This is a genomic window from Dietzia sp. NCCP-2495 (assembly GCF_026011735.1).
GTDB lineage: Bacteria > Actinomycetota > Actinomycetes > Mycobacteriales > Mycobacteriaceae > Dietzia.
In genome coordinates, this window is record NZ_BRVN01000008.1 from 74,524 (window position 1) to 97,553 (window position 23,030).

Genomic DNA, 23,030 nt, shown 5'->3' on the forward strand with positions numbered 1-23,030 from the left:
CATGAGCAAGTCCTTGCTAGAGCAGCTGCCCGGCATCGTCGTAGCAGGTAAGCGCCAAGCGGCACAGATCCTGGAGCAGCTGGAGGGACGGAACCGGGTAAGCCTGCAGACTCGTGAGCTCGTGGTCCCTTCGAAGGATCGAGGCGGCTTCAATTACTGGGGTAACGATGGCGCCGACGCGGCCGAGACACCCAACCGTCTGATCTATGGCGACAACCTACTTGCGATGGCCGCACTTCTCGCGGGCGATGAGGACACGCCGAGCCTGCGCGGCAAGATCGATTTGATTTACATCGACCCGCCGTTTGACTCCAAGGCCGACTACCGAACCAAGGTCAGATTGCCCGGCGCAACGATCAGCCAGAAGCCGGCCGTGCTTGAGCAATTCGCTTACTCGGACACGTGGGCGGGTGGAACGGCTTCTTATCTTTCAATGATCGTTCCGCGGCTAGTCTTGATGAGGGAGCTGCTCTCCGATCGAGGATCGATCTTCGTGCATCTGGACTGGCATGTCGGGCACTATGTGAAGATCGTTCTCGATGAGATCTTTGGGAAAGAGAACTTCATTAACGAGGTAATCTGGACCTACAAGTTTGGAGCAAGAGGTAAATCTGCGTTCGGTCGAAAGCACGATGCAATATACTTTTATGGAAAGACTGACCAGTATTTTCTCAACCTCGACGCTGTTCGTGTACCGCACGAGCCAGCTTCGTTGGAGTTGAATTTCCGCAAAATCGACGACGACGGCAGACGTTATCGCGAAGGGCGCTGGAGTGACGGCCGTGTCTATCGTTACTACGCGGATGAGGGGCGCGCCCTAGACGACGTCTGGAGTGACCTAAACTCTCTTCATCAAGCAGATCCGGAGCGCGTTGACTATGCAACGCAGAAGCCTACCGCGCTCCTAGAAAGGATAATAAAAGCTGCTACACCAGAGGGTGGTCTAGTGGCGGATTTCTTCGTAGGGTCAGGCACAACTGCAGCTGCGGCAGAGGCCGTTGGGCGGCGATGGATCGCTACAGACTTGGGAAAGCCTGCGACGATGGTTACTCGAAAGCGTTTAATTGATCGTGATGCGAAGCCCTTCCTATATCAGGCCATAGGTGACTACCAGGTGGAGCAAGCACGTTCGACACTTGGGCGCTCGTTCCGTGTCGGCGATCTTGCAAAAGTGGTGCTCGACCTCTTCGGTGCGCTTCCCCTGCCGCCCGAAGAGAACGTGAACGGCAGCCTTGGCCGGTTGCCCGGCACGCGCACGCTTGTCTATGCGGACAGCCCATCGCGCCTGACCACGATCTCGACGCTGAAGCGAGCACAGGGCTATCGCGAAGTCAAGATGGGTGGCTTCGACAAGGTCGTTGTGCTCGGCTGGAACTTCTCTGCCGGTATCGGACAAGACATCAACGACCTCAACGACCCAAACCTCGAGGTGCTGGTGATCCCACCGGATCTGCTTGATCGTCTGAAGAAAAAGGGAGCGGAAAAGCTCGCTTCCGATGTGCGTTTCTCCAGCTTGCAGTACCTCCAGGCCGAGGTTGCCGCGCGCACCACGGACGGAGGGCGTGAGTCTCTGGCAGTGAACCTGGAGAACTACGTGCTGCTGTCACCGGATGCGATCAACCTCGATCCGGCAAGCCGAGCAAAGCTCCAGGACGTGATGAACACCGAGCCACTGGCGCTCATTGAGTACTGGGCGGTCGATCCCGACTACGACGGCCAGGTGTTCCGCTCGGTCTGGCAGGACTACCGGGGCAACACCGAGAACGACGGCGATGAGCTGCGGGTCGTCACGACCGCAGTACTCGACCTACCTCGTGCGGATGATCCGCGCACAGTCTGTGTTCGTGCGGTTGACGTGTTCGGTTTCGAGTCTGAGGTTGTTATCTCAGGTGTGGAGGTGCAGCCGTGAGCGGCTTTGCTGACTTCCCGCTTGCCAAGGGGCTTTCTGCGGTGGTTGAGCCGCTTATTCCCGGGGTTGTCGATGGCACAGGCTCGAACCTGCTCGACCAGGTCACCCCTGTGACGGCCGAGCTGCTGCATTTCTGGTTCCAGCAGGACTACTGCGAACTCCGAGAGTTGAACTTCCACGCCGGGCAGCGCGCCGCGATCTTCCACATGATTTACGCGCACGAGGTTCTCGGCACGACTCGTCTCCGTGATCTCTACGAGGCAGTCGCTCCGGAAGCGATGCTTGAGGGCGGCGTGCTTGGAGAGGTGACGCGCGACCGCCACGACCATCCGAAGTATGCGGCGAAGATGGCTACGGGGACTGGTAAGACGTGGGTGCTCAACGCCCTGCTGGTCTGGCAGTACCTGAACAAGCTCGCGAACCCGCAGGATCCTCGCTTCTCCAGTAACTTCCTGCTTGTTGCACCGGGTCTCATTGTGTACGACCGGCTCCTCGACTCGTTCCAGGGTAAGGAGCAGAATGGTGAGCGAGACTTTTCCACGAGCGACATCTACCGTCAGCAGGATCTGTTCATCCCGGACACCTACCGCACGCAGGTCTTCACGTTTCTCCAGTCCTCCGTCGTCACCAAGACCGAGATCGGTCGTAAAGTCACCGGATCGGGCCTGATCGCGATCACAAACTGGCATCTGCTCGCAGGCAAGGAAGACCCCCACTTTCTCGACGATGACGAGGTCGAAGCGCCTGGCGCCGAGATCGACCCGAAGGCCGCAGTCGAGAGTTTCTTCCCGGTCACTCCTGGCAAGAACGCCGGGAACGCGCTCGATGTGCTGGACCGACGGTTTCTGCGGGGTGGCCCACTCCAAGCGCTGAAAGACCTGCCCGATCTCGTGGTGTTTAACGACGAGGCGCACCACATCCATGAGGTGCGCAAGGCTGATGAAGTCACCGACGTCGAGTGGCAGAAGAGCCTGAGTGAGATCGCCTCTACAAAGGGACGCCGTTTCATCCAGATCGACTTTTCCGCGACCCCTTACAACGAGGTCGGATCGGGGCGCTCGAAGGGCAAGGCATACTTCCCTCACATCGTCGTCGACTTCGACCTTAAGTCCGCCATGCGCGCCGGACTCGTTAAGTCGCTTGCGCTCGATAAGCGCAAGGAGATCGCCGCGCTACCACTGGACTTCAAAGCGGAGCGCGATGAGCAGAAGCGCGTCACCGGCTTGTCGAGCGGTCAGCGCGTCATGCTCCAGGCTGGCCTGAAGAAGCTCCAGATCCTCGAAGAACAGTTCGCCGACGCCGATCCGGACAAGCATCCGAAGCTGCTGGTGGTCTGCGAGGACACCAACGTCACACCGCACGTCGTCGAGTACCTCCAGAGCACCGGACTTTCGGAGGACGACATCCTGCGTGTCGACTCCGGCCGCAAGGCTGAGCTTGGCCCGAAGGACTGGGAGCCGATCCGTGAGAAACTATTCGACGTCGACCGACACAAGCAGCCCAAGGTCATTGTCTCGGTACTCATGCTCCGTGAAGGATTCGACGTCAGCAATATCGCAGTCATCGTGCCGCTGCGCTCGTCACAGGCATCCATCCTGCTGGAGCAGACGATCGGGCGGGGCTTGCGCCTGATGTGGCGCGGCGACCCCTCAATCGACGAGCTTAAGGCGGAGACTCGGGAGCGCATCACTAAGGGGCTGGAACCGACCAACTACTTCGACGTGCTGTTCATCGTCGAGCACCCGGCGTTCAGCGATTTCTACGATGAACTGCTCAGAGGCGGGCTCATGGTCGAATCCGGTGACGACGCCGACAGCACCGGTGCCACCGGCGACCTGGAGCACGTTGATCTGCGCGCTGGCTACCAAGCGTACGACTTCGAGATTCCTGTCATATTGCGCGATGCCGACGAGGAACTGCGCCAGCCGAGCATCAATCCGCTCGAGCTTGCGTCGTCGCCGTATCCGCTCGACCTGATCATCAAGACCGTTGGCAAGGGTGACCGGTTCGTCTCGCACGACGCCGAAACGGGTACACAGTACGGCGACTACCGCGTCGATGGCGGCGTTCTCACTGCCACCGGCTACAACGACTACCTCTCGCGTATGACAACGCGCATCACCGAGGCGCTCGGCCGGACGATGACGAAAAGCCAGAGCAAGTACAACGAGAACGCAAAGTTCCCAATTCTCCAGGCGTACCGCCCGCTGCTCACCGGCTGGCTCGACAGCTACATCCGTCACCGCCTGTTCGGTCAAGAGTTCGACCCGCTGGGCGAAGAGAACTGGCGCGTACTGCTGCTTGACGACGTCGCGCACAGCATCGCAGGAACGTTCGCCACCAAGCTCGTCGAACTCCAGGACAGCCAGGTGGTGGCTTCCGCCGAGGTGCAGCACCGCTCACTGTCTGAGGTCACCACTATCCCGGTTCGTGGCAGCACCGCCGAAGAAGTCAACAAGTGCATCTATCCGAAACTGCCGATCCCATCCCAAGGCGGAGGGCTTGAGCGACGCTTCATCCGATGGGCCGACAAGGACTCGGGCATCGAAGCCCTGGCCAAGGTGCACGAGTACCGGCACGAATTTCTTCGTCGGCCCTACCTGAAAGCCGATGGCATTCCGGCGCAGTACTCGCCAGACTTCCTCATCCGCACACCGTTCACCATCTACGTCGTCGAGACCAAGGCACAATCGGCGCTCAGTGACGAGAACGTGCAGCGAAAGCAGAAAGCGGCGTTGGCATGGTGCGAGCAGGTCAATGAGTTGCCGGAAGAACAACGCGATGGTCGGGAGTGGGCATACGTGTTGCTCGGGGAGAGCATCGTGAACGAATGGCATAAGAAGAATGCCTCCGTGACTGATCTCCTCAACTATGCGCGTCTCCGGAAGGTAAGCACTTCTCAACAACAGCGAATGTTCTAACTCGCATACAGTGTAGTTCCGGTTTAACGTCTAGCGTTAATGACGGCGCCCCGTCGTGCACTGGGCTCGTTATCAGATCGTTCGGGAACAAGGACACCGAGCGCATCTGGCATGAGCAGTACGTTAAGCGCGTGGATCGCACTGTGCAGCGAGCGACTCTGCTTCGTTTGGAGAGATGGAGGTGCAGCAGATGTCGAACTCGTCGACTGTCACTGAGGCCGACCTGATCGAGCCGATCCACCCGGGAGCGATCCTGATGGAGGTCTTCATCGAGGACTTCGGGATCACGCAGAACAAGCTCGCGGTGTCTATCGGGGGCCACATCCGTCCGTCACGGGTCCGGGGGAGAGTCTCCTCATGGCGATGGCGGGCAGGAAATTGGAGTATGCCGATCTCGACGGGCCGGGCGCGGCAACACTTCTCTCCCGGATCGGATCAGCGGACTGAGTTCCCGACCCCATGGTGAGCCGCGCCCCGACGCGCAGACGCCCCGGCGGCGCGGCCGGGGCGTCAGTGCGACGAGGATGTATGGGCGCGTTACTGGGCCAGCGCCGCGGCGACCGAGGTCGAGGGGCGGCCGAGCAGATCCTGCAGGTCAGTGCTCTCGGAGTAGACGGCGCCGGTGGCGATGGCCTCGTCCATCCCGGCGACCATCGCGGCCACCTCGCCCGGCAGTCCGAAGCTCTCGAGGGTCGACGCGTACTCGTCGGTCGTCTGGTTGACGTAGGCGACCTCGGTCCCGAGGACAGTGCCCACCTCGGCGGCGATCTCGGGGTAGGACAGGGCGGGGGAGCCCGCGAGCTCATAGACCTTGCCAGCCTGGTTCTCGCCGGTCACGACGATGGCAGCGGCTTCGGCGAAATCGCGTCGCGCGGCGCCGGACACCTTGGCGTCCCCGGCGGCGCCGAAGAACTTCCCGGCCGCCTTGCCGGAGTCGAGTGCCGAGGCGTAGTTCTCCCAGTACCAGCCGTTGCGGAGGAGTGCGTGGTCGATCCCGCTGTCGGCGAGTAGCTTCTCAGTCCCCAGGTGCTCCGGCGCCAGGCCGAGCTGGGAGGTATCGGCGTGGAGCAGGCTCGTGTAGGCGATAAAGGTCACGCCGGCGGCCTTGGCGGCGTCGATCACGTTGGTGTGCTGGGCCAGGCGCTTCCCGACCTCACTACCGGAGACCATCACGAGACGCTCGACCCCCGTCAGCGCGTCGGTCAGGGCCCGGACGTCCTCGTAGGCGGCGACCGCGACCGTCACGCCCTTCGCGGCGAGCGGGGCCGCCTTGGCCTCGTCACGGACGACGGCCGTGATGTCGCCGGCGGCGACACCGCGCGAGAGGAGGGAGTCGATGATGAGTCCGCCGAGGTGGCCGGTGGCTCCGGTGACTGCGTAGGTCATGGGCAATCCTTCGATAGATGATATGACAACTATAGCCTAGCACCGATGCCGGGTTAACGCACCGGGCGACCGTGGTTGCCGCCACGACATGGTTCGTAGCAGGGTGAGGGCATTACTCTTACCGTGTACCTCTCCGTCGAAATCCACACCGACTGGCGCGAGGAGGTCGCCCGGGGTGCGGCGGCAGCCGGCCTGGACGTGGAGTCCACCGCGCCCGTGACCAACCATCCCGCGAGCGACGGCGCAGGCGACCACCTGGGCGGCAACGACGTGCAGTTCTGGCGCGACCACCAGTCGTCCAAGGTCAATGCCATCCGCACGCGCACCCTCATCGAGAAGGCCGACATGGTGGTGGTGCGTTTCGGCGACAAGTACAAGCAGTGGAACGCCGCCTTCGACGCCGGGTACTGCGCCGCGCTGGGCAAGCCCTACATCACGCTCCACGACGCGGACATCGTCCACCCGCTCAAGGAGGTCGACGCCGAGGCGCAGGCCTGGTGCCAGACCACCGACCAGGTCGTCCAGACCCTGAGCTACGTGCTCCGCGACTGAGGCCGCGGCGTCACTGCCGGGGCCATGTGACTGTCGGGCCCTCTCACTGCAAGGCCCCGTCACTGCTGGGCCCCTGTCACTACAGGGCCCAGTCGTCGACACGGCACTGACCGTCGGCGTCGCTGCCGACCGCCACGACCCGGCCGTCGGCGGTCAGCCCGACCGTATGAGCCGCCCCGGCCGCGATCGCCACCACGTCCGTCCAGTGCCCGACCTCGCACTGTCCGAACTCGTTCGCGCCCGTGGCGTACACCGTGCCGTCGCGGCGGAGCCCCACCGTGTGGTGGCTTCCGGCCGCGATCGTGGACACGTCGCGCCAGCCCGAGACGTCGCAGGCGCCGGCGCTTGAGTCTCCGGTGGCGAGCACGGTGTCGTCGTCGTCCACTCCCACCGTGTGGAGGTGACCGGCGGCGACGGACCGCACGCGTGACCACCCTCCGACGTCGCACTGTCCCCGGCGATTATTTCCGACGACGACGACGCCACCGTCGGCACGGACCGCCACGCAGTGCCAGTCACCGCACGCGAGACCGACGATGTCGCGCCACGGCGCGACCTCGCACTGGCCCTCCGCACCGCGTCCTGCGGCGACCACCGTCCCGTTGCGGCGCAGGCCGAGGGTCGTGCGCCACCCGGCGGCCACGGCGCGGATGTCGCGCCACGCACCGACCTCGGTCTGGCCGTCCCCGTTCCAGCCCGTCGCCACAACGGTCCCGTCGGCGCGCAGGCCCACGGTGTGGGACCTGCCGGTATTGCGCGCGGCGTGCACGCAGCCGGCCGCCACCGAGACGATGTCAGTCCAGTCGGACACGTCGCACTCACCGGCCCTGGTGTGACCGGTGGCGAGCACGGTCCCGTCCCGGCGCACGGCGACGGTGTGTCGGCGTCCTGCCGCGAGAACCGACCTGGTCGCCGCGAGAACCGACCTGGTCGCCGCGAGACACGACATGGTCACCCCCGAGCTGACTGGTTCCGGATCCAGAGTAGTGCGAGATCCAGTCTTCCCGCCCGGTCAGGTTGTGGCGCCGGAATTGGTCGTCGGGACAAGATGGACCCGGTGGTCGTTGCCGCCGCACCGCACCACGGACTCGGAGGTCTCTGACATGAGGTTCATCGATTCGATCGAGATCGGGCTCGGGCGCGAGGAGACCCTCCGGCTGCTGTCCGATCCCCAGTACCTGCCCCAGTGGCTGCGGGGTCTGGTGAGGCATGAACCGGTCAGGGGGACGCACGGCGAGGTGGGCACGGTGTCCAAGGTCGTGTTCCGGACCGGGTCCACGGAGTCCGAGGCCGTGGAGACGGTCACCGCGCGGGAACCCGCCGACCTGAGCCGCCTGGAGGAGCTGGCGGGCGAGGACGAGGTGTACTTCGAGCGCGAACTCGTCGCCGAGGGCATGCGGAACATCACCCGTGACCGGCTGTTCGAGATGAACCCCCGGCGCACCCGGTGGGAGAGCGAGAGCGAGTACCTCTTCGACAGTCTCCCGATGCGGCTCGGGGCGCCTCTCATGCGCAGGGCGTTCCAGAAGCAGACCCGCCGGCACATGCAGGATTTCAAGGCGTTCGCCGAGCAGGGGATCGACGTCCGCCAGACCGACAACTGAGGTGTACGTGGCGATGCACACCGAACGACTCGCCGGGTTCGGGATCACGGATGTGACCGCCATATTCTCCGACGTCGATGAGCAGCTGAGCACGCTGAATTACGCCTCCCTGGGCTGAACGCTGGCTTCCGAACTCTCTCGGGGTGCGGCCCCGGACTGCTAGCTGCACCGAGTGGCCGGACGTGCGGAAGTGTGATGGAGTCCAGTCAACGAGGTCCGGTTGCTGTTCGTGTCACGTGGAGTATGAGTGTCTGACAAGGGGTCCGTTTTCGGTCCGGGTAGATCGTCAGGGCCTCGCCCGCGCACGGGGGCGGGAGGGAGCGGTCGACGGAACCGGATCCGCACGTCGGGGCGACCGCCTCCGGCAGAACGGACGACGTCGCCGCAGCGGGCTTCGCAGCCCGCGACCGGAGGATCGAAGGTCGCGCGTCCCGCCACGACCCTCACCATCGACGACGAGCACGCGGGCCGCCGACTCGACAAATTCCTGCGCTCGCAGCTCAAGGGCGTCCCGGCCGGCCAGATATTCCAGCGCCTGCGCACGGGCAAGCTCCGCGTCAACGGCCGCAAGGCCGAACAGAACTACCGCCTGGTCGAGGGCGATGTGGTCGAGATCCCCGCACTGACCGTCCAGCCTCCCGCCTCGAACAGTGCCCGGCCGCCAGCGGCACTACTGGACCGGGTGAAGAATTCCGTGGTGCATGAGGACGCCGACGTGGAGGTGATCAACAAACCTGCCGGGGTGGCCGTACACAAGGGCACGGACAATCCCTTCGGAGTGATCGAGGCGCTACGTCACCTTCGGCCTGATCTCCGTGAGCTCGAGTTGGGACATCGACTGGACCGGGACACCTCAGGCGTGCTTGTCCTGGCCAAGACACCCTCGATGCTGCGGTACCTCCACGACTTACTGCGTGACCGCGAGGACGAGATCGACCGGCGCTACCTCGCGCTCGTGGAATGGGCCTGGCCCGGCGGTGTGACGGTCCTGCAGACACCACTCCTCACCCTGGAGACCGGTGTCGAGGCTCATCCGGACGGTCAGCGTGCCGAGACACACGTGGAGGTCCGCGCCGGAACCCCGAGATCAGCGGGGGTCGATACCGAGATCAGCAGGGGTCGATGTACTCCGCAGACTGGGTCAGCAGCCGGGCATTGCCTCCTCGGGCGGCTTTGTCCCGGCACAGCGCGGCGGTGTCGTGCCCGTGGTCGGTGTAGATCGGGTACACGCGAGCACCGTCGAGGCTTGCACGGAGCGAGGGACACTGGCCGGGTGTCGCGAACTTGGCCCCTGGGTGCGCGTCGAGCAGATCGGCGATACCCTGCTGCGGATTCAGGGCCTCCACATAGGAGTCGAGGATAAGGATCCCGCGGCCGTCGCAGGGTGGGGCCGAGGCGGTCACAAGTCGTCCGGAGGACGTTCGGACCCCGCCGACCAGGCCCGTGGCCCCCATTAAGTCGCTCGGCTGGCCGGTGGAGGTGCCTGCTCGATCCCGCGACGAGGTCTCGCCGCCGTCCTCGGCCATGGAGTGGTTCGAGTAATCGCTCTCCGCCAGTACGGTTCCGGAGGTGGTGATCTCCTGACCCGGGCCGGTGATGGTGAACGAGTTGGCGCCGGAACGGCACGTGAGTGCGGAACCGTCCGGTCTCTCACATGCCACGTTCCCGATCTCAACGCGGTGGCCGGCGTCCAGTGAGCCCGGACCACCGGGGACCCCCTCGACAAACGTATAGCGGAGCCCGGCGGTGCCGAGCTCGATCGCACTCGGACGTCCAGGGAAATGCTGCGTGAGATCAGGCACCGATGCGGCAGGTCTGCCCGTGCACGTCACCCCATCGCCATCGGAGACGCACAACCCCCTGTACTGGCCGCTGGTCGAGTAGTTCCACGTGAACACCCCGTCGTGTTGGGGAGAGCTGAACTCCCGGGCGTCTACTGTCTGCAACGCTGGCTGATGAGCGTCGGGTTGCGACGGCGCGACCGTCGACTTCTCGCCCGCCGCCGAGGTGGTGACCGTCACCGTCTCGGTGACGCGGTCATCGGGAACCGTGGAGGTGCACCCCGCCAGCAGGAAGGCGGTTCCGACGATCGCCAGGGTGCGGCCGGCCGATCCGAATGCATCGTATGTAGTCATTTCACTTGCTCCTATCCCGGTGGTGGGGTGATGTCCACCGTGCCGCAGTGCCACTCTGACTGAAACTCCTCGAAGGCCGCAGGCGGTGAGCCGAAGGCTTCCGCCTGACTGCGCATTTCGGCGAACCATTCGCAGTACTCCCGGTCGTTGAAGTAACCGGCACCCGGGGCGTCGCCGAGATTGCGGAGGATCTCGTCCGCCACCAACCGACGGACCCGCAGTACGGGGTAGCCCGGATATCGGTCAGTCCACGATCATGAAGCCGCTGCACCGCCGCGAGCAGCGCGTGCCACGTTTGGCTGGCACCGGCACCAGGACCGGCATCGGGATCCACCCCGGCATCGGCAGCGGGAGCTTGCTCGGTTGGGGACATGGTGTCTCTTCGATTCGGGGCGTGGGTCTGTGGACTGCTGGACTCCGGGGTCTGAACTGAACTATGGCACGAGGCTCCGACATGAATGGTGCTCGACGGAGCAGAGTCACAGGCCGCAGGCCATCGTCGAGGCCAGCCGGCGGTGCCGTCGTTGTCATCGTCGAATTGGTCAGCGACGCACCGCGCCCCCGCCGGATCATTCCGACAGGGGCGCGGTGGGGTAGTGCAGGTTCTGCGGGGGAATCAGGCGAAAGCGCTGTCCAGAATCGCATTGAGCGTGCCGCTGGGGCGCATCGCGACCTTGATCTTCTCCGCGTCGGGCCGGAAGTATCCACCCAGGTCGACGGCGTTGCCCTGGACCTCGGTGAGCTCGGCGAGGATCGTGTCCTTCTCCGCCTCGAGCTTCTCGGCGAGCGGCGCGAACTTGGCCGCCAGATCGGCGTCTTGGGTCTGCGCGGCGAGCTCCTGAGCCCAGTACAGCGAGAGCCAGAACTGGCTGCCACGGTTGTCGAGCTCCCCGGTCACGCGGGAAGGCGACTTGCGGTTCTCCAGCAGCTTCCCGGTCGCGGCGTCGAGCGCCTCGGCCACGATGGTGGCCTTTGGGTTGTCGTACTTGCGACCGAGGTCGTCGAGGCTCGCACCGAGCGCGAGGAACTCCCCGAGCGAATCCCAGCGCAAGTGGTTCTCCTCCACGAGCTGCTGGACGTGCTTCGGCGCGGAACCGCCGGCACCCGTCTCGTAGAGCCCACCGCCGGCCATGAGCGGCACGATAGAGAGCATCTTGGCACTGGTGCCCAGCTCGAGGATCGGGAACAGATCCGTGAGGTAGTCACGCAGGATGTTGCCGGTCACCGAGATGGTGTCCAGGCCACGCATGGCGCGCTCGAGGGTGTACCGCATGGCACGCACCTGGGACATGATCTGGATGTCCAGGCCCTCGGTGTCGTGCTCGGCGAGGTACTCGTTGACCAGCGTGATGAGGTTGTTCTCGTGCGGCCGGTACGGGTCGAGCCAGAAGACAGCGGGTGTGTCGGAGGCCCGGGCGCGGTCCACAGCGAGCTTGACCCAGTCGCGGATCGGCGCGTCATTGACCGTGCACATGCGCCAGATGTCTCCGGCCTCGACATCCTGGGAGAGCAGCACTTCCCCGGTGGCGGCGTCGACGATGTTGGCCACGCCGCCGTGCTGGACTTCGAAGGTCTTGTCGTGGCTGCCGTACTCCTCGGCCTTCTGCGCCATGAGCCCGACGTTCGGAACGGTACCCATGGTGGTGGGGTCGAACGCGCCGTTGGTCTTACAGAAGTTGATGATCTCCTGGTAGATCCGCGCGAACGTGGACTCCGGGATGACGGCCTTGGTGTCCTTCTTGCGGCCGTCGGCGCCGTACATCTTGCCGCCAATGCGGATCATCGCGGGCATGGAGGCGTCCACGATGATGTCCGAGGGGGAGTGGAAGTTGGAGATGCCGCGGGCCGAGTCGACCATCGCGAGCTCCGGACGCTGCTCGTGGCAGCGGTGGAGCTCCTCGATGATCTCCTCCTTCTTGGCCGACGGCAGGGTCTCGATCTTGGCGTAGAGGTCGCCCATGCCGTTGTTGACGTTGATGCCCAGCTCGTCGAAGAGCTCCCCGTACTTCTCGAACGCGTCCTTGTAGAACACGCGCACGGCATGGCCGAACACGATCGGGTGGCTCACCTTCATCATGGTGGCCTTGACGTGCAGCGAGAACATGACGCCGGTCTCCTTGGCGTCCTGGAGCTGCTCCTCGTAGAACTCCAGCAGAGCCTTCTTGCTCATGAACATGGAGTCCACGACGGTGCCCTTCAACAGGGATTCCGTCTTGAGGACGTGGGTCTCGCCGTCCGGCGTATCGACCTCCATACGCACGTCGCAGTCGCGGTCGAGGATGATCGACTTCTCGCCCGCGTAGAAGTCACCGTGGGTCATGTGCGCGACGTGGGTCTGCGACGCCATGGACCACTTGCCCATGGAGTGCGGATTTGCCTTGGCGTACTCCTTGACGGCCTTGGGGGCGCGACGGTCGGAGTTGCCCTGGCGCAGGACGGGGTTGACCGCGCTGCCGAGGATCCCGGCGTACCGCTCCGCGGTCTCCTTCTCCTCCTCGGTCTGCGGGTCCCACGGGTAGTCGGGGATGTCGTAACCCTGCGACTGCAGCTCTGCGATCGCCTTGGTGAGCTGCGGGACGGAGGCGCTGATGTTGGGCAGCTTGATGATGTTGGTGTCCGGGTCCTGGGTCAGACGACCGAGCTCGGCCAGGTTGTCCTGCACCTTCTGCTCGTCGGTGAGTCGCTCGGGGAACGCACCGAGGATGCGGGCGGCCACCGAGATGTCACTGGTGGTGACGTCGATGTCGGCGGCGCCGGCGAACGTGCTGACGACCGGCAGGAACGCCTCGGTCGCCAGGCGCGGGGCCTCATCTGTCAACGTATAGATGATCGTCTGTCTGCCATCGGTCATAGGTATCGACTCTTTCGTTTCGTGTTGATCGTGTTCTTGTGGAACGTCGTCAATCGTGTTGCACCATCATCCCCCGACAGGGCGCGCAGTGGCCACCACCACGTCGCGTCCACGGGCGATGGCCGCCTATCGCCTGTGTTCGCGCACCTGCGAGCACCCCCCGTCAGTGTGGTCTACGTCGCGTTCCCGTGCGCCGGAATTCCCGGTGAAGCCCCCTGAACGAGCGTGATCGACCTGCAGAATCTGGTGGGTAGCCCGCGGTACGGGACAGGGCGGGCCACGGCGTTGTCGTCGTCGGACTACTCGTCGTCGACACCAGCGCCGATCGCCCGGCGCCCGGCCGACCACGCATCCCACAGGTGGTGGAAGATCCCGCCGTACGCCACGAGTTCGTCATGGGACCCGGCCTCGACGATGCGACCGGAGTCCATGACGAGGATCGCGTCGGCGCGGGAGGCCTGGTCGAGGCGATGGGCGATCACCACGGCGGTCCGGTCCCGGATGACCTCGTCGGCGGCGGACTCCAACGCCTCGGCGCCGGCAGATCCGGCCTCGGCGGTCGCCTCGTCCATCACCACCACGGCGGGGTCCAACAGGAAGACGCGTGCCAGGGCCAGTTGCTGCGCGGCCACCGGGTCGAGAGAGATGCCGCGGGCACCCACGACGGTGTCGAGACCACTGTGGAGTCGGTCGAACCACCCACGTGCGTGGACGCGGTCGAGGGCGGAGAGCAACTCGTCGTCGGTGGCCTCGGGACGGGCCAGCGTGAGGTCCTGGCGAAGAGTCCCGGAGAACACGTGGACCTCCTGGCTGACCGTGGCCAGGCGGGCGATCCGCTCGCGGTCCGACAGCGCGGAGATCGGGTACCCGTCGACCAGGACCTCGCCCCGGTCAGGGACCAACAATCCCGCGAGCAACGCGGCGACGGTGGTCTTGCCCGCCCCTGACGCCCCGACGATCGCGACGGTCTGGCCCGGCTCCACGACGAAGCCGATGTCGCGGACGGCCCACGCCCCGCCGTAACTGAAGCTCACGTTCCGCAGCTCCACCCTGCCGATCGGCGCCCCCACGCCGGCGTCGGGCACCGGGACCGGCGGATCCACCACCACGCCGACGATCCGGGACAGCGAGGCGTACCCGGACTGGACCGTGTCGAGCACGCGCATCATCATGTTCAGCGGTCCGCGCAGGCGGATGATCATGAGAACCGCCCCTGTCACCGCGCCTACGGTGAGCGCCCCGGTACCGACGAGGTGGTAGCCGACGAGCAGGGTCAGGGCGAGCATGCAGAATTCGGCGACGAGCATCCAGACGTTGAGGATGAGCATCGTCGTGCGGGCGCGGATGCCCTTGGTCACCACGGTCCACGAGGCGTTCGCGATCTCGTGGTGCATGGCGGTCTCCATGGAGAACGCGCGCACGGTGGCACGCCCGCGGATGGCCTCGAGCACGCGATGGGCCCGCCCCGCCATCGCCGCACGCTCCTCGGCATAGCGGCCGGGTGCCTTACGGAGGTAGAGCCGGGCGGCGAGGTAGTAGACCGGGGCAAGCGCCACCGGGATCAGCAGGAACTGCCAGTCCAGCGCGAACAGGGCGACCACCGTCGCGGCGAGGGTGAACACCGAACTGGTGAGTATCGGGATCGTCTCGGTGACCGCCGCGGACAACTCCGCGACATCGTCGGTCGACCGACTCACCAGGTCACCGGTGCCCGCGTCCTCGACACGGTGCGTCGGCAGACCCAGTGCCGTTCCCACCATGTCCTGCCGGAGGTTGGCGATGACCCGCTCGGCGACGCGGGAGACGAGGTAGAAGCCCACCGCGCTGAGCACGGCACCGGCGATGGCGGCACCGAACAGTGCCACCCCGAGATGCCAGAACGGACGTGAGGACGCACCGGTCACCACGTCGACGATCTGGCCCATCACCCGGGGAACCGTGACCGAGGCCCACGCGCCGAGGCTGAGCAGGACCAGAGCCGCCAGCAGGGCGGGCAGGGCGTGGCGGACCCGGCGGACCTGCGCACCCAACTCACAACGGACCTGGCCGAAGGTGGCCAGCGGGAAACGGAGAGAGGTGTCGCCCTTGACCGGAGGAGCGGAATCCATGGAAGTGCTCACCGGGTCACGTCCTCGCTGGTGGCGCCGACCAGGGCGGCGAGGGTGGTCACCGTGAAGTGGTTGTCGGCCACCGAGCTCCAGGACGGGGCCTCGCTGAACACGAGGGTGATCGCGTCTGGTCGGTGGGCGGCGACCCGCTCGGCGATGGTCTGCTCCGTCACCGAGTCGACGGCGGTCGTCGGGTCCTGCAGCACGAGCACCTCCGCCTCGGCCGCGAGCGCACGGGCGAGGCTGACACGCTGACGCTGACCGCCGGAGAGCATCCGGCCGTTCTCTCCGACGAGCTTGTCGGGGCCCTCGGGGATGTCGTCGCACGCCGCGAGGCGGAGCGCGTACTCCGCCCGGGCGCGGTCGGGGTGCACGTTGTCGGCGACCGTGCCGTCGAACAGGTCCGAGGCATGGGGGGCGACGATCACCCGGGTCCGCGGCATCGATTCGAGATGGTGGATCAGCGCCGGATCGCTGCCGTGGACGGCGGTGACCCCGGTCGGCATTGCGCTGATGACGGCCTCGGCGCGCTCCGCCTCGAGCTCGGAGGGACGCTCGACATCAGCCCCGAGGATCTCTCGGATCCGGCTTCCCGAGGCCTCCGCGGCCGCCCACCTCGAGGCGAGGTTCCGGCCGAACATCGTCATGGGCGTGACGAGGAACTGGGTCAGTCCCACCACGGTGATGAGCTCGCCCACGCTTACGTGTCCGTTCAACGCGAGGGCGCCAGCCGTGAGTCCGAGGACCGAGACGAACAGTGCGCCGGCCGCGTCGGTGGCGCCGTTGAGCCGGGCCTCGGCGCCGTTGGCGTGGACGGTCTTGGAGTACGCGACGTCGGACACCGCGTCGTACCGACCGCGGACGGTGACGATCGCCCCGAGTCCCTTGAGGATCCTCAGCCCGTGGACGACGTCGGTGGCGGTGGCGGCCGACTCGGCGATCGCCTGCTGCCGAGCGACGGAACGGGACTGGAGCGGGCGGGCCACGCGGAGTGCGACCACCGCGAGCAGGGGCCCGCCGACGAGGACGCCGAGGCTGAGCCACGGGTCGATCGTGAACATCACGGCGGCGCCGTAGAGGATCGACGCGAGCTCGGCGACCGGCATGACGGTCATCATCACGATGTCGCCGACACGGTTGGTGTCCGAGGTGGCGATCGACAGGAGTCCGCCGGGTGTGCGTTCCCGGCCGGCGATCCCGCGCGGGTCCTGGATGCGGTCGGTCACGAGCGTCCGCAGATCGTGGCTCACCAGTTGCTGGCTGCGAACGAGCATGAACCGTGCGGTCCAGTTCGCGACGATGGCCACCACGAACACGCACGCGAGGACGCCGATCCAGTAGCCGAGCCGACCGAGTGAGGACGTGGCGATAGCGTCGTCGACCGCGCGACCCACGACGACCGGCGTGATGCCGTTGCAGACGAAGGACACGGCCATGCCCGCAGAGGCGAGGAAGCTCCACGGGCGTTGGGACAGGGCGACCTTGAGGGTCCACCAGCGCGCATCGACCGGCGGGATACGCGACGGACGCCCTCCCGGACCGGGCAGCGCCGCGTAGTCGACGATGCTCACGCGCCCGGTATCGGAGATGGTGTCGGGCATGATCAGCGATCCTAGCGCCGAGGTCAGCGTGCCCTAATCTCCAGTGCTCGCAGGGCGGATGCGAAGGGCCGGGCAGACGGCGGCACTGAGAACGGTCGCCTACCCGGCCTGGGCCCCCAGGCTGCCGTTGCGCCACGCGCGTCCACCCACGATCTCGACGCGGTCCAGGTCCGCGACGCCGAAGGCGAGAAGAGACTGCCCGGAGTCATCGAGGACATCCTCGGTGGTTCGGAGCCAGGCCGACACGAGATGCGTCGGCAGGCGTCGCCGAGCGGACAGTGCCACGACGAATCCGGGGGCGGGGAGGTCGCGGAGAAAACTCAGCGCCTGGCTCCGGCACGGCGACGGAGCCGACCAGTCCACATCACTGATCACACAGGGGACACCGATCGCGGCGTCGGAGTCATTGCACGGCAGCACGAGGAGACTCTTGTTCAGGCGCTCGCCCCCGCCCAACACGAGATCGATCACGCCGGCGGCGAGAGGTCCGTCGTCCAGGGGGAGGGAGGGCCAATTGTGGGGAAGTTCGTCGAATCGCATGCCACCGAGCATCGGGGAGCGGCGCGTTCGCCGAAAGGCCTGGTGACTGATCTGTGGACAGTCGAGAGCGACCTGTGGAACGCCGGGCTCGGCGGAACCACGAGGGGCCGGTGGGCGTCTACCGGCGTCGGTCGATCAGGGCTCGTGTCGGAATCCGACCTTGATGGTGACCTGCCAGTGGACCACCTCGCCGCCGTCGAGGTTGCCGCGGATGGAGACCACCTCGAACCAAGCCATGTTCCTCAGTGACCTGGACGCTTCCGCCACGGCGTTCTTGATCGCCTGGTCGCTGCCGTCCGGCGAGGAGCCGACGATCTCTGTGATGTTGTAGGTGTGGTTCATGACACCCTCCCTAAGTGTGATGAAAGTCACTCTACTCCTCTATTCGGGCGGTGACCGCGCAGTAGGGTGAGGGGCGAGATCACCACGCCTTGAGAAGGAGTGACATGACCGACGTCGCCGCACGCGCGAAGGAACTCGCAGATCGACACGGCTCCGGAGAACTGGTGGTCCTGCCCACGGTCTGGGACACCTGGAGCGCCTGGACGGCGGTCGCGGCGGGAGCCGTCGGATTGACCGTGGGAAGCCACCCCGTCGCCGATGCGATCGGGAGCGCGGACGGGGAGAACATGGACTTCGGCACCTATCTGCGGGTGGTCGGGGCGATCGCCTGGGCCGTCGAGGTGCCGGTGAGCGTCGACGTCGAGTCCGGGTACGGACTCGCGCCGACCGAGCTCGTGAATCGAGTCCTCGAGGCGGGGGCCGTCGGGGTCAACATCGAGGACGTCGTCCACGGCGAGGGTAAACGCGTGCGGGACCGCCAGGAACACGCCGACTACATCGCGGCGGCCCGCGCCGCTGCCGATTCAGCGGGCGTCGACCTGGTGATCAACGGACGCACGGACGCGGTCAAGCTCGGGGCTGACGTCTTCGACGATCCCGTAGGGGAGGCCGAGGCCCGGATCAGGTTGATGGAGGACGCTGGCGCCCGTGCCGTCTACCCGGTGGGGCTGTCCACGGCGGACCAGGTCGACCGACTGGTCCAGGCGGTGACGGTACCGCTCAACGTCACCGCCCATCCGGTGAAAGGACACGGCGCGGGCGACCTGGCCGCCCTGAGGGCTCTCGGCGTCCGCCGGGTGTCGTTCGGACCCCTGTGGCAGAAATGGCTCGGCGAGATCTCGGCGGGAGAGCTGGCCGCGTGGTCGGGCCGCGAGCGAAGCTAGTGATCGCGCGATCACCCGAGATCCGGACAGATCCGAACACACGGTGAGCGTCGGTGGGACGGTGGAGGCATGGACACCGCCCCGGAACCAGGAATGCCCGACAACCGTGATTGGACCACCGTGCTCGACGGTGGCTGCGACGAGTGTGGGTACACGCCTCACGACCCCGTGACCACCTCGGAGCGAATGACGTCCGCGGCGGAGCGCTGGCGGACGGTGCTGGTCCGGGCCGGCGCCGCCGAGCGCCCGGCGCCGCGCGTGTGGTCGCCGCTCGAGTACGCGGGGCACAGCCGAGACCTCATCGGGGTCCTGGGCGACCGGCTCGAGGCCATGCTCGGCGGTGAGAACCCGACCTACGCCGATCTCGACGGTGAGGCCGCGGTCCGCGAGCACGCGTACTGGAAGGCCGACCCCGCCGATCTGTCCGACCAGCTGGCGCTCGACACCGAGCGGACACGCGGGATCCTGGCTGGTGTGGGAGACGACGACTGGGAGCGCACCGGCCGCCGTGGTGACGGCTACGAGTTCACCATCGGTTCGCTCTGCCAGTACATCGTCCACGACGTGGAGCATCATCTCCACGACGTGAACGGCTGAGCAGCGTCAGAAGGGCTGAGCTGCGCAAGTACGTTTTATCTGCGCCAGAACGCACCCTCACCGGCTGTCTGCGGGTACCTCCGACAGCGTGCGCTCGCTGCGGAACCGGCGCTTGGCGCCGCTGATCGGGTCGGTGAACGCGAGTTCGCGCGCGAGGAGTTGAAGCGGCAGCGCGGCGTCGTCGGCTGCCTCCGGAAGGAGCTGCGGGTACCGCCGGTCGCCGAGGATCGGGATGCCCAGCGCGGCGAGCTGTACCCGTAGCTGGTGCAGTCGGCCGGTGCGCGGCCGCAGCACCGTGTGCAGGACCGGTCGTCCGGCCGTGCTGGTTCCGTGGGCCAGGACGTCGATCACGGTCTCGGCGTTGGGTTCCAGGTCGGGCCGGATGACGGTTCGCCGCGGGCCTCCGGGGCTGTGGAGGTGATCGCGCCGGACCAGCGGGAGTGTCCGGCCGTCCAGGCTGCGGGTGGTCGGGTCCCATCCCTCCGGTGCCGCGGACACGGCCTCGTAGGTCTTGTCGACGGCCCGACGTTCGAAGAGTGACTGGTACGCGCCGCGCACGTCCGGCCTGGCGGTGAACATGACGAGCCCGGCGGTCGGCCTGTCGAGTCGGTGCACGGGGGTGATGTGCGGGTTGTCGAGGGCGACGCGCAGCCGGACCAGTGCGGTCTCGCGGAGGTAGCGGCCGGTCGGCGTGGTGGGGAGGAAATGGGGTTTGTCGACGACGACGAGGTGGTCGTCGCGGTACAGGATCGTCTCCCGGTAGGGCAGGACCTGTTCGTCGGGCAGCTGCCGGTAATACCAGACGAACTCATGGTCTGCCGGGGTGGAACCCGGGTCGATGGCCCGGCCGTCCGCGCCGTACACCTCGCCGGCATCGACTCGACGGAGCACCTCGTCGGGATCGAGGTGCGTGAACGCGGCCACCATGTAGTCGGCGACAGTCGCCCACGTGTCGTCGGTGGGGACTCGCAGCCGAGTGGGGCCGATCCCGTCGCGGACGGGCAGGTGCGGGCGTGTGGGCATCAGTGGGCGACGGTGTCGTGGCCCGCGCTGCCGGGCCCCTCCGCGGCGTCGTCGGGGGAGTGGAGGAGCTCCGCCACCAGCGGGAAGACCAGGACCGTCAGGGCACCGGCGGCCACGAGGACATTGGCCACGTCGGGTCGCAACAGGTCCGCACCCACCGCGACGTCGGTCACGGCCACGATGATCGGCAGTCCGGTCGCGGCGTACAACCCGGCCCGAGCCCTCTCTCGAGCGGTGGTCAGCCCGGGACTGACGTGGATCCAGGTCTCCGCCAGCCACACGATGCCGCCGCGGATGACGAGCATGGTCGCCACCGCCGCGAGCAGGAGCCACGGCGCGGCGGTGACCGCTCCGGCGCTGATCCCCATTCCGGAGACGACGAAGAACACCGGGATGAACAGGGAGTAGCCGATGGTGTCCAGTCGCCCGAGGAGATCGTCCACCAGGTCTCGGTCCCCGGTCGCGCCGCCGCCGGCAGCATCGCCCGTGGGATCACCCTGGTGCCTGGTGTACGTCTCCATCAGGCTGCGCAGGACCATACCCGCCGCGAACGCTCCGAGCACCACGCCGAGGTCGAACACGGTCGCCACCGCCATCATCGCGGCGAGCAACAGGAACACCATCCGGACCACCAGCTGACCGGTCGAGGTGTTGCCCTGTGCCAGCGCGCGGCCCATCGCCGGGACGAACAGGAGGCGCCGAGGGACCGCGAAGAGGAACAGGGCCGCGATCCCGAACAGCGCTACCGCCACCGCGGAGGAACCGATATCGCGCGTGCCGAGCAGTAGCGCCATGGCGAGGACGGGCCCGAGTTCGCCCACCGCCCCGTGGCTCAGCACGGCCTGTCCGACCGGGGTCGAGTCGTGACCGGCCCCCTTGAGGATCGGCAGCAGTGTCCCTATCGCGGTCGAGGTGAGCAGCAGTCCCAGCGCGATCGCTGTCTCCGGCCGGCCGGTGACCGCCCACCCGATCCCGGTGGCCAGGACCACGCTCGTGAGCCACGCACCGACCGCTCCCGCGCCGCGACGTCCGGACAGTGCGGAGGGCTTCAGCTCCAGACCCGCGAGGAGGAACAGCAGTCCGAGTCCGATCTCGCCCAGCATCTCCACACCGCCGGATTCCACGGCGAGTCCGAGTCCCGAGGGACCGATGAGCATCCCCCCGGCGAGCAGGAGGACGACAGCCGGGACGTACGAGCGTGTGACCCACGACAGGACCGGTGCGACGCAGATGACCAGGACGATCCAGAACAGGGACTGGATGTCGGCGGGTGTGGTGCCCGACGCCAGCACGGTGGTGGTCACGGGCGCCCTTCCGTCGCGGAGATACGCGTGAGCCTAGTGCAGGTGGCTCGTGTCCGGTGCCGGGTCGCCGGTGGACGGATCAGCCGTGCCAGAGTGTGGGTATGTCCGGCCCGCTGCTCACCCGTTCCGACGACGACCCCCGTCACCTACCGGGCTTTCGCCGAACCTTCGCGCCCGGTCATCTAACCCTCGGCCTGGGCTTCCCGCTTCGCACCCGGGGCGATGAACCGGCGGCGGACGAACTGCCCGCCCAGGTGGAGGCCGCCCGCGCCGCGGAGGCCGGTGGGTTCGCGGCCCTCTACGTCCGTGACATTCCCTTGCGGGTGCCGTCGTTCGGCGACGTGGGGCAGGTGTACGACCCGTGGATCCACCTCGCCCACATCGCCGCGCACACCTCGCGGATCGCGCTGGGGACCGCCGGGATCGTGTTGCCGGTGCGGCACCCGCTGCACGTGGCCAAGTCCGCCGCGAGCCTCGACCGGATCACCGGCGGCCGCCTCCTGCTGGGGCTGGCCTCCGGGGACCGGCCCGAGGAGTTCCGTGCCTTCGGAATCGAGCAGGGGGAGCGGGGCGAGCAGTTCCGAGAGAACCTGCGTGTGCTGCGACATGCGCTCGGCACCGAGATGCGGGGGGTCCGCTGGCCCGGAGGGTGGATGCACAGCGCGGACGTGGTGCCCAAGCCCACCGCGGCGTCGGTGCCGATCCTCATGATCGGATCGTGCCAGCAGAGCATCGCCTACCTCGCCGAACACGGGGACGGCTTCATGACCTACCCGAGAGACCATGACGCCCAGCGGCGCACCGTCGCCCGGTGGCGGGAACTGGTGGACGTCGACGCCGCGGCCTCGGCGGACACCGGATCGAATGCCGAGACGTTCAAACCGTTCGCGCAGTCGCTGCAGATCGACCTGTCGGAGGACCCGGACGAGGGCCCGTCCCCGATCTCGTTCGGATTCCGGATCGGGCGCATCGCGTTGACCGACCACCTGGCCGACCTCCGGAAGATCGGGGTGAACCATGTCCAGCTCGGCCTGGGGGCCTGCCGCCGTCCGGTCCGCGAGGTGATCGACGAGCTGGCGGAGTACGTCGTCCCGCACTTTCCCGCGCTCCACGACGAGGCGCAGTAGAGGTCGCGGACTCAGTCGGTCGCCGGACGCCAGCCGCAGGTTCAGGAGCCAGCGACGCCGGGGAAACCGCTGTCATGAGCGCGAACTCTCTCGGGCGAGAGTGACGCCACGGTGTCGCGCGGAGTCCCCGCACGGCCGTGCGGAAG

The 23,030-nt window shown here is 66.7% G+C and carries 18 protein-coding genes and 2 pseudogenes; 9 read left to right on the forward strand and 11 right to left on the reverse strand.

Translation table 11 applies throughout. The features are described from left to right. Position 1 precedes the first annotated feature (1 nt). The 3 genes and pseudogenes from OPF83_RS09165 to OPF83_RS09180 form a co-directional block, all read left to right on the forward strand. Positions 2–1,909: a site-specific DNA-methyltransferase gene (locus OPF83_RS09165; protein WP_264887107.1), complete on the forward strand. Its 1,908-nt coding sequence runs from the start codon at positions 2–4 to the stop codon at positions 1,907–1,909. Beyond that, on the forward strand, positions 1,906–4,830 hold the full coding sequence (locus OPF83_RS09170) for a DEAD/DEAH box helicase family protein (protein ID WP_264887108.1): 2,925 nt from the start codon (positions 1,906–1,908) through the stop codon (positions 4,828–4,830). The genes OPF83_RS09165 and OPF83_RS09170 overlap by 4 nt, the downstream gene beginning before the upstream one ends. Before the next feature lie 315 nt (positions 4,831–5,145). Then, positions 5,146–5,277 (forward strand): annotated as a pseudogene (locus OPF83_RS09180) (DinB family protein); the annotation flags it as partial. Between the two features lie 90 nt (positions 5,278–5,367). On the opposite strand, the gene OPF83_RS09185 reads toward OPF83_RS09180, so the two are convergent. Beyond that, positions 5,368–6,216, reverse strand: a complete 849-nt coding sequence (locus OPF83_RS09185) for an SDR family oxidoreductase (RefSeq protein ID WP_264887109.1) — start codon at positions 6,214–6,216, stop codon at positions 5,368–5,370. Positions 6,217–6,327: 111 nt separating this feature from the next. On the opposite strand from OPF83_RS09185, the gene OPF83_RS09190 reads away from it, so the two are divergent. Continuing rightward, positions 6,328–6,768 (forward strand): YtoQ family protein, encoded by a 441-nt coding sequence (locus OPF83_RS09190; protein WP_264887176.1) that lies wholly within the window; start codon positions 6,328–6,330, stop codon positions 6,766–6,768. 79 nt (positions 6,769–6,847) lie between these two features. Here OPF83_RS09190 and OPF83_RS09195 read toward each other — a convergent pair whose 3' ends face one another. Next, positions 6,848–7,717 (reverse strand): chromosome condensation regulator, encoded by an 870-nt coding sequence (locus OPF83_RS09195; protein ID WP_264887110.1) that lies wholly within the window; start codon positions 7,715–7,717, stop codon positions 6,848–6,850. 154 nt (positions 7,718–7,871) lie between these two features. Between OPF83_RS09195 and OPF83_RS09200 the strand changes: the two genes are divergently transcribed. After that, positions 7,872–8,372: an SRPBCC family protein gene (locus OPF83_RS09200; RefSeq protein ID WP_264887111.1), complete on the forward strand. Its 501-nt coding sequence runs from the start codon at positions 7,872–7,874 to the stop codon at positions 8,370–8,372. Positions 8,373–8,619: 247 nt separating this feature from the next. Continuing rightward, a pseudogene (locus OPF83_RS09205) lies at positions 8,620–9,435 on the forward strand (pseudouridine synthase); the annotation flags it as partial. A 46-nt stretch (positions 9,436–9,481) separates the two neighbouring features. Here the strand turns inward: OPF83_RS09205 and OPF83_RS09210 are convergent. The 7 genes from OPF83_RS09210 to OPF83_RS09240 form a co-directional block, all read right to left on the reverse strand. After that, entirely contained in the window at positions 9,482–10,507 is a 1,026-nt protein-coding gene (locus OPF83_RS09210) for a hypothetical protein (protein ID WP_264887182.1), read from the reverse strand. 11 nt (positions 10,508–10,518) lie between these two features. Continuing rightward, positions 10,519–10,710 (reverse strand): hypothetical protein, encoded by a 192-nt coding sequence (locus OPF83_RS09215; protein ID WP_264887112.1) that lies wholly within the window; start codon positions 10,708–10,710, stop codon positions 10,519–10,521. A gap of 413 nt (positions 10,711–11,123) precedes the next feature. Then, positions 11,124–13,358, reverse strand: coding sequence for an NADP-dependent isocitrate dehydrogenase (locus tag OPF83_RS09220; RefSeq protein WP_264887113.1), 2,235 nt, complete (start codon positions 13,356–13,358; stop codon positions 11,124–11,126). 299 nt (positions 13,359–13,657) lie between these two features. Next, entirely contained in the window at positions 13,658–15,466 is a 1,809-nt protein-coding gene (locus tag OPF83_RS09225) for an ABC transporter ATP-binding protein (RefSeq protein ID WP_264887177.1), read from the reverse strand. Between the two features lie 8 nt (positions 15,467–15,474). Next, positions 15,475–17,067, reverse strand: a complete 1,593-nt coding sequence (locus tag OPF83_RS09230) for an ABC transporter transmembrane domain-containing protein (protein WP_375546238.1) — start codon at positions 17,065–17,067, stop codon at positions 15,475–15,477. A gap of 99 nt (positions 17,068–17,166) precedes the next feature. Next, positions 17,167–17,607: a hypothetical protein gene (locus tag OPF83_RS09235; RefSeq protein ID WP_264887114.1), complete on the reverse strand. Its 441-nt coding sequence runs from the start codon at positions 17,605–17,607 to the stop codon at positions 17,167–17,169. Between the two features lie 135 nt (positions 17,608–17,742). Further along, positions 17,743–17,949 carry a dodecin gene (locus OPF83_RS09240; protein ID WP_264887115.1) on the reverse strand — a complete coding sequence of 69 codons (207 nt, stop codon included), beginning with the start codon at positions 17,947–17,949 and terminating at the stop codon, positions 17,743–17,745. Between the two features lie 104 nt (positions 17,950–18,053). Here OPF83_RS09240 and OPF83_RS09245 point away from each other — a divergent pair, with 104 nt between their 5' ends. Together OPF83_RS09245 and OPF83_RS09250 are read left to right on the forward strand one after the other, a co-directional pair. Further along, a complete protein-coding gene (locus OPF83_RS09245) occupies positions 18,054–18,833 on the forward strand; it encodes an isocitrate lyase/phosphoenolpyruvate mutase family protein (protein WP_264887116.1) in 780 nt (259 codons plus the stop codon). Between the two features lie 69 nt (positions 18,834–18,902). Beyond that, entirely contained in the window at positions 18,903–19,430 is a 528-nt protein-coding gene (locus tag OPF83_RS09250) for a DinB family protein (RefSeq protein WP_264887117.1), read from the forward strand. Between the two features lie 57 nt (positions 19,431–19,487). Here the strand turns inward: OPF83_RS09250 and OPF83_RS09255 are convergent, their stop codons facing one another. Both OPF83_RS09255 and OPF83_RS09260 read right to left on the reverse strand, forming a co-directional pair. Further along, positions 19,488–20,453 (reverse strand): pseudouridine synthase, encoded by a 966-nt coding sequence (locus OPF83_RS09255; protein WP_264887118.1) that lies wholly within the window; start codon positions 20,451–20,453, stop codon positions 19,488–19,490. Continuing rightward, entirely contained in the window at positions 20,453–21,757 is a 1,305-nt protein-coding gene (locus OPF83_RS09260) for a cation:proton antiporter (RefSeq protein ID WP_264887119.1), read from the reverse strand. Before OPF83_RS09260 ends, OPF83_RS09255 begins: the two co-directional genes overlap by 1 nt. A 101-nt stretch (positions 21,758–21,858) precedes the next feature. Here OPF83_RS09260 and OPF83_RS09265 point away from each other — a divergent pair, with 101 nt between their 5' ends. Next, positions 21,859–22,884 carry an LLM class oxidoreductase gene (locus OPF83_RS09265; protein ID WP_264887120.1) on the forward strand — a complete coding sequence of 342 codons (1,026 nt, stop codon included), beginning with the start codon at positions 21,859–21,861 and terminating at the stop codon, positions 22,882–22,884. The last annotated feature ends 146 nt before the right edge of the window (positions 22,885–23,030 follow it).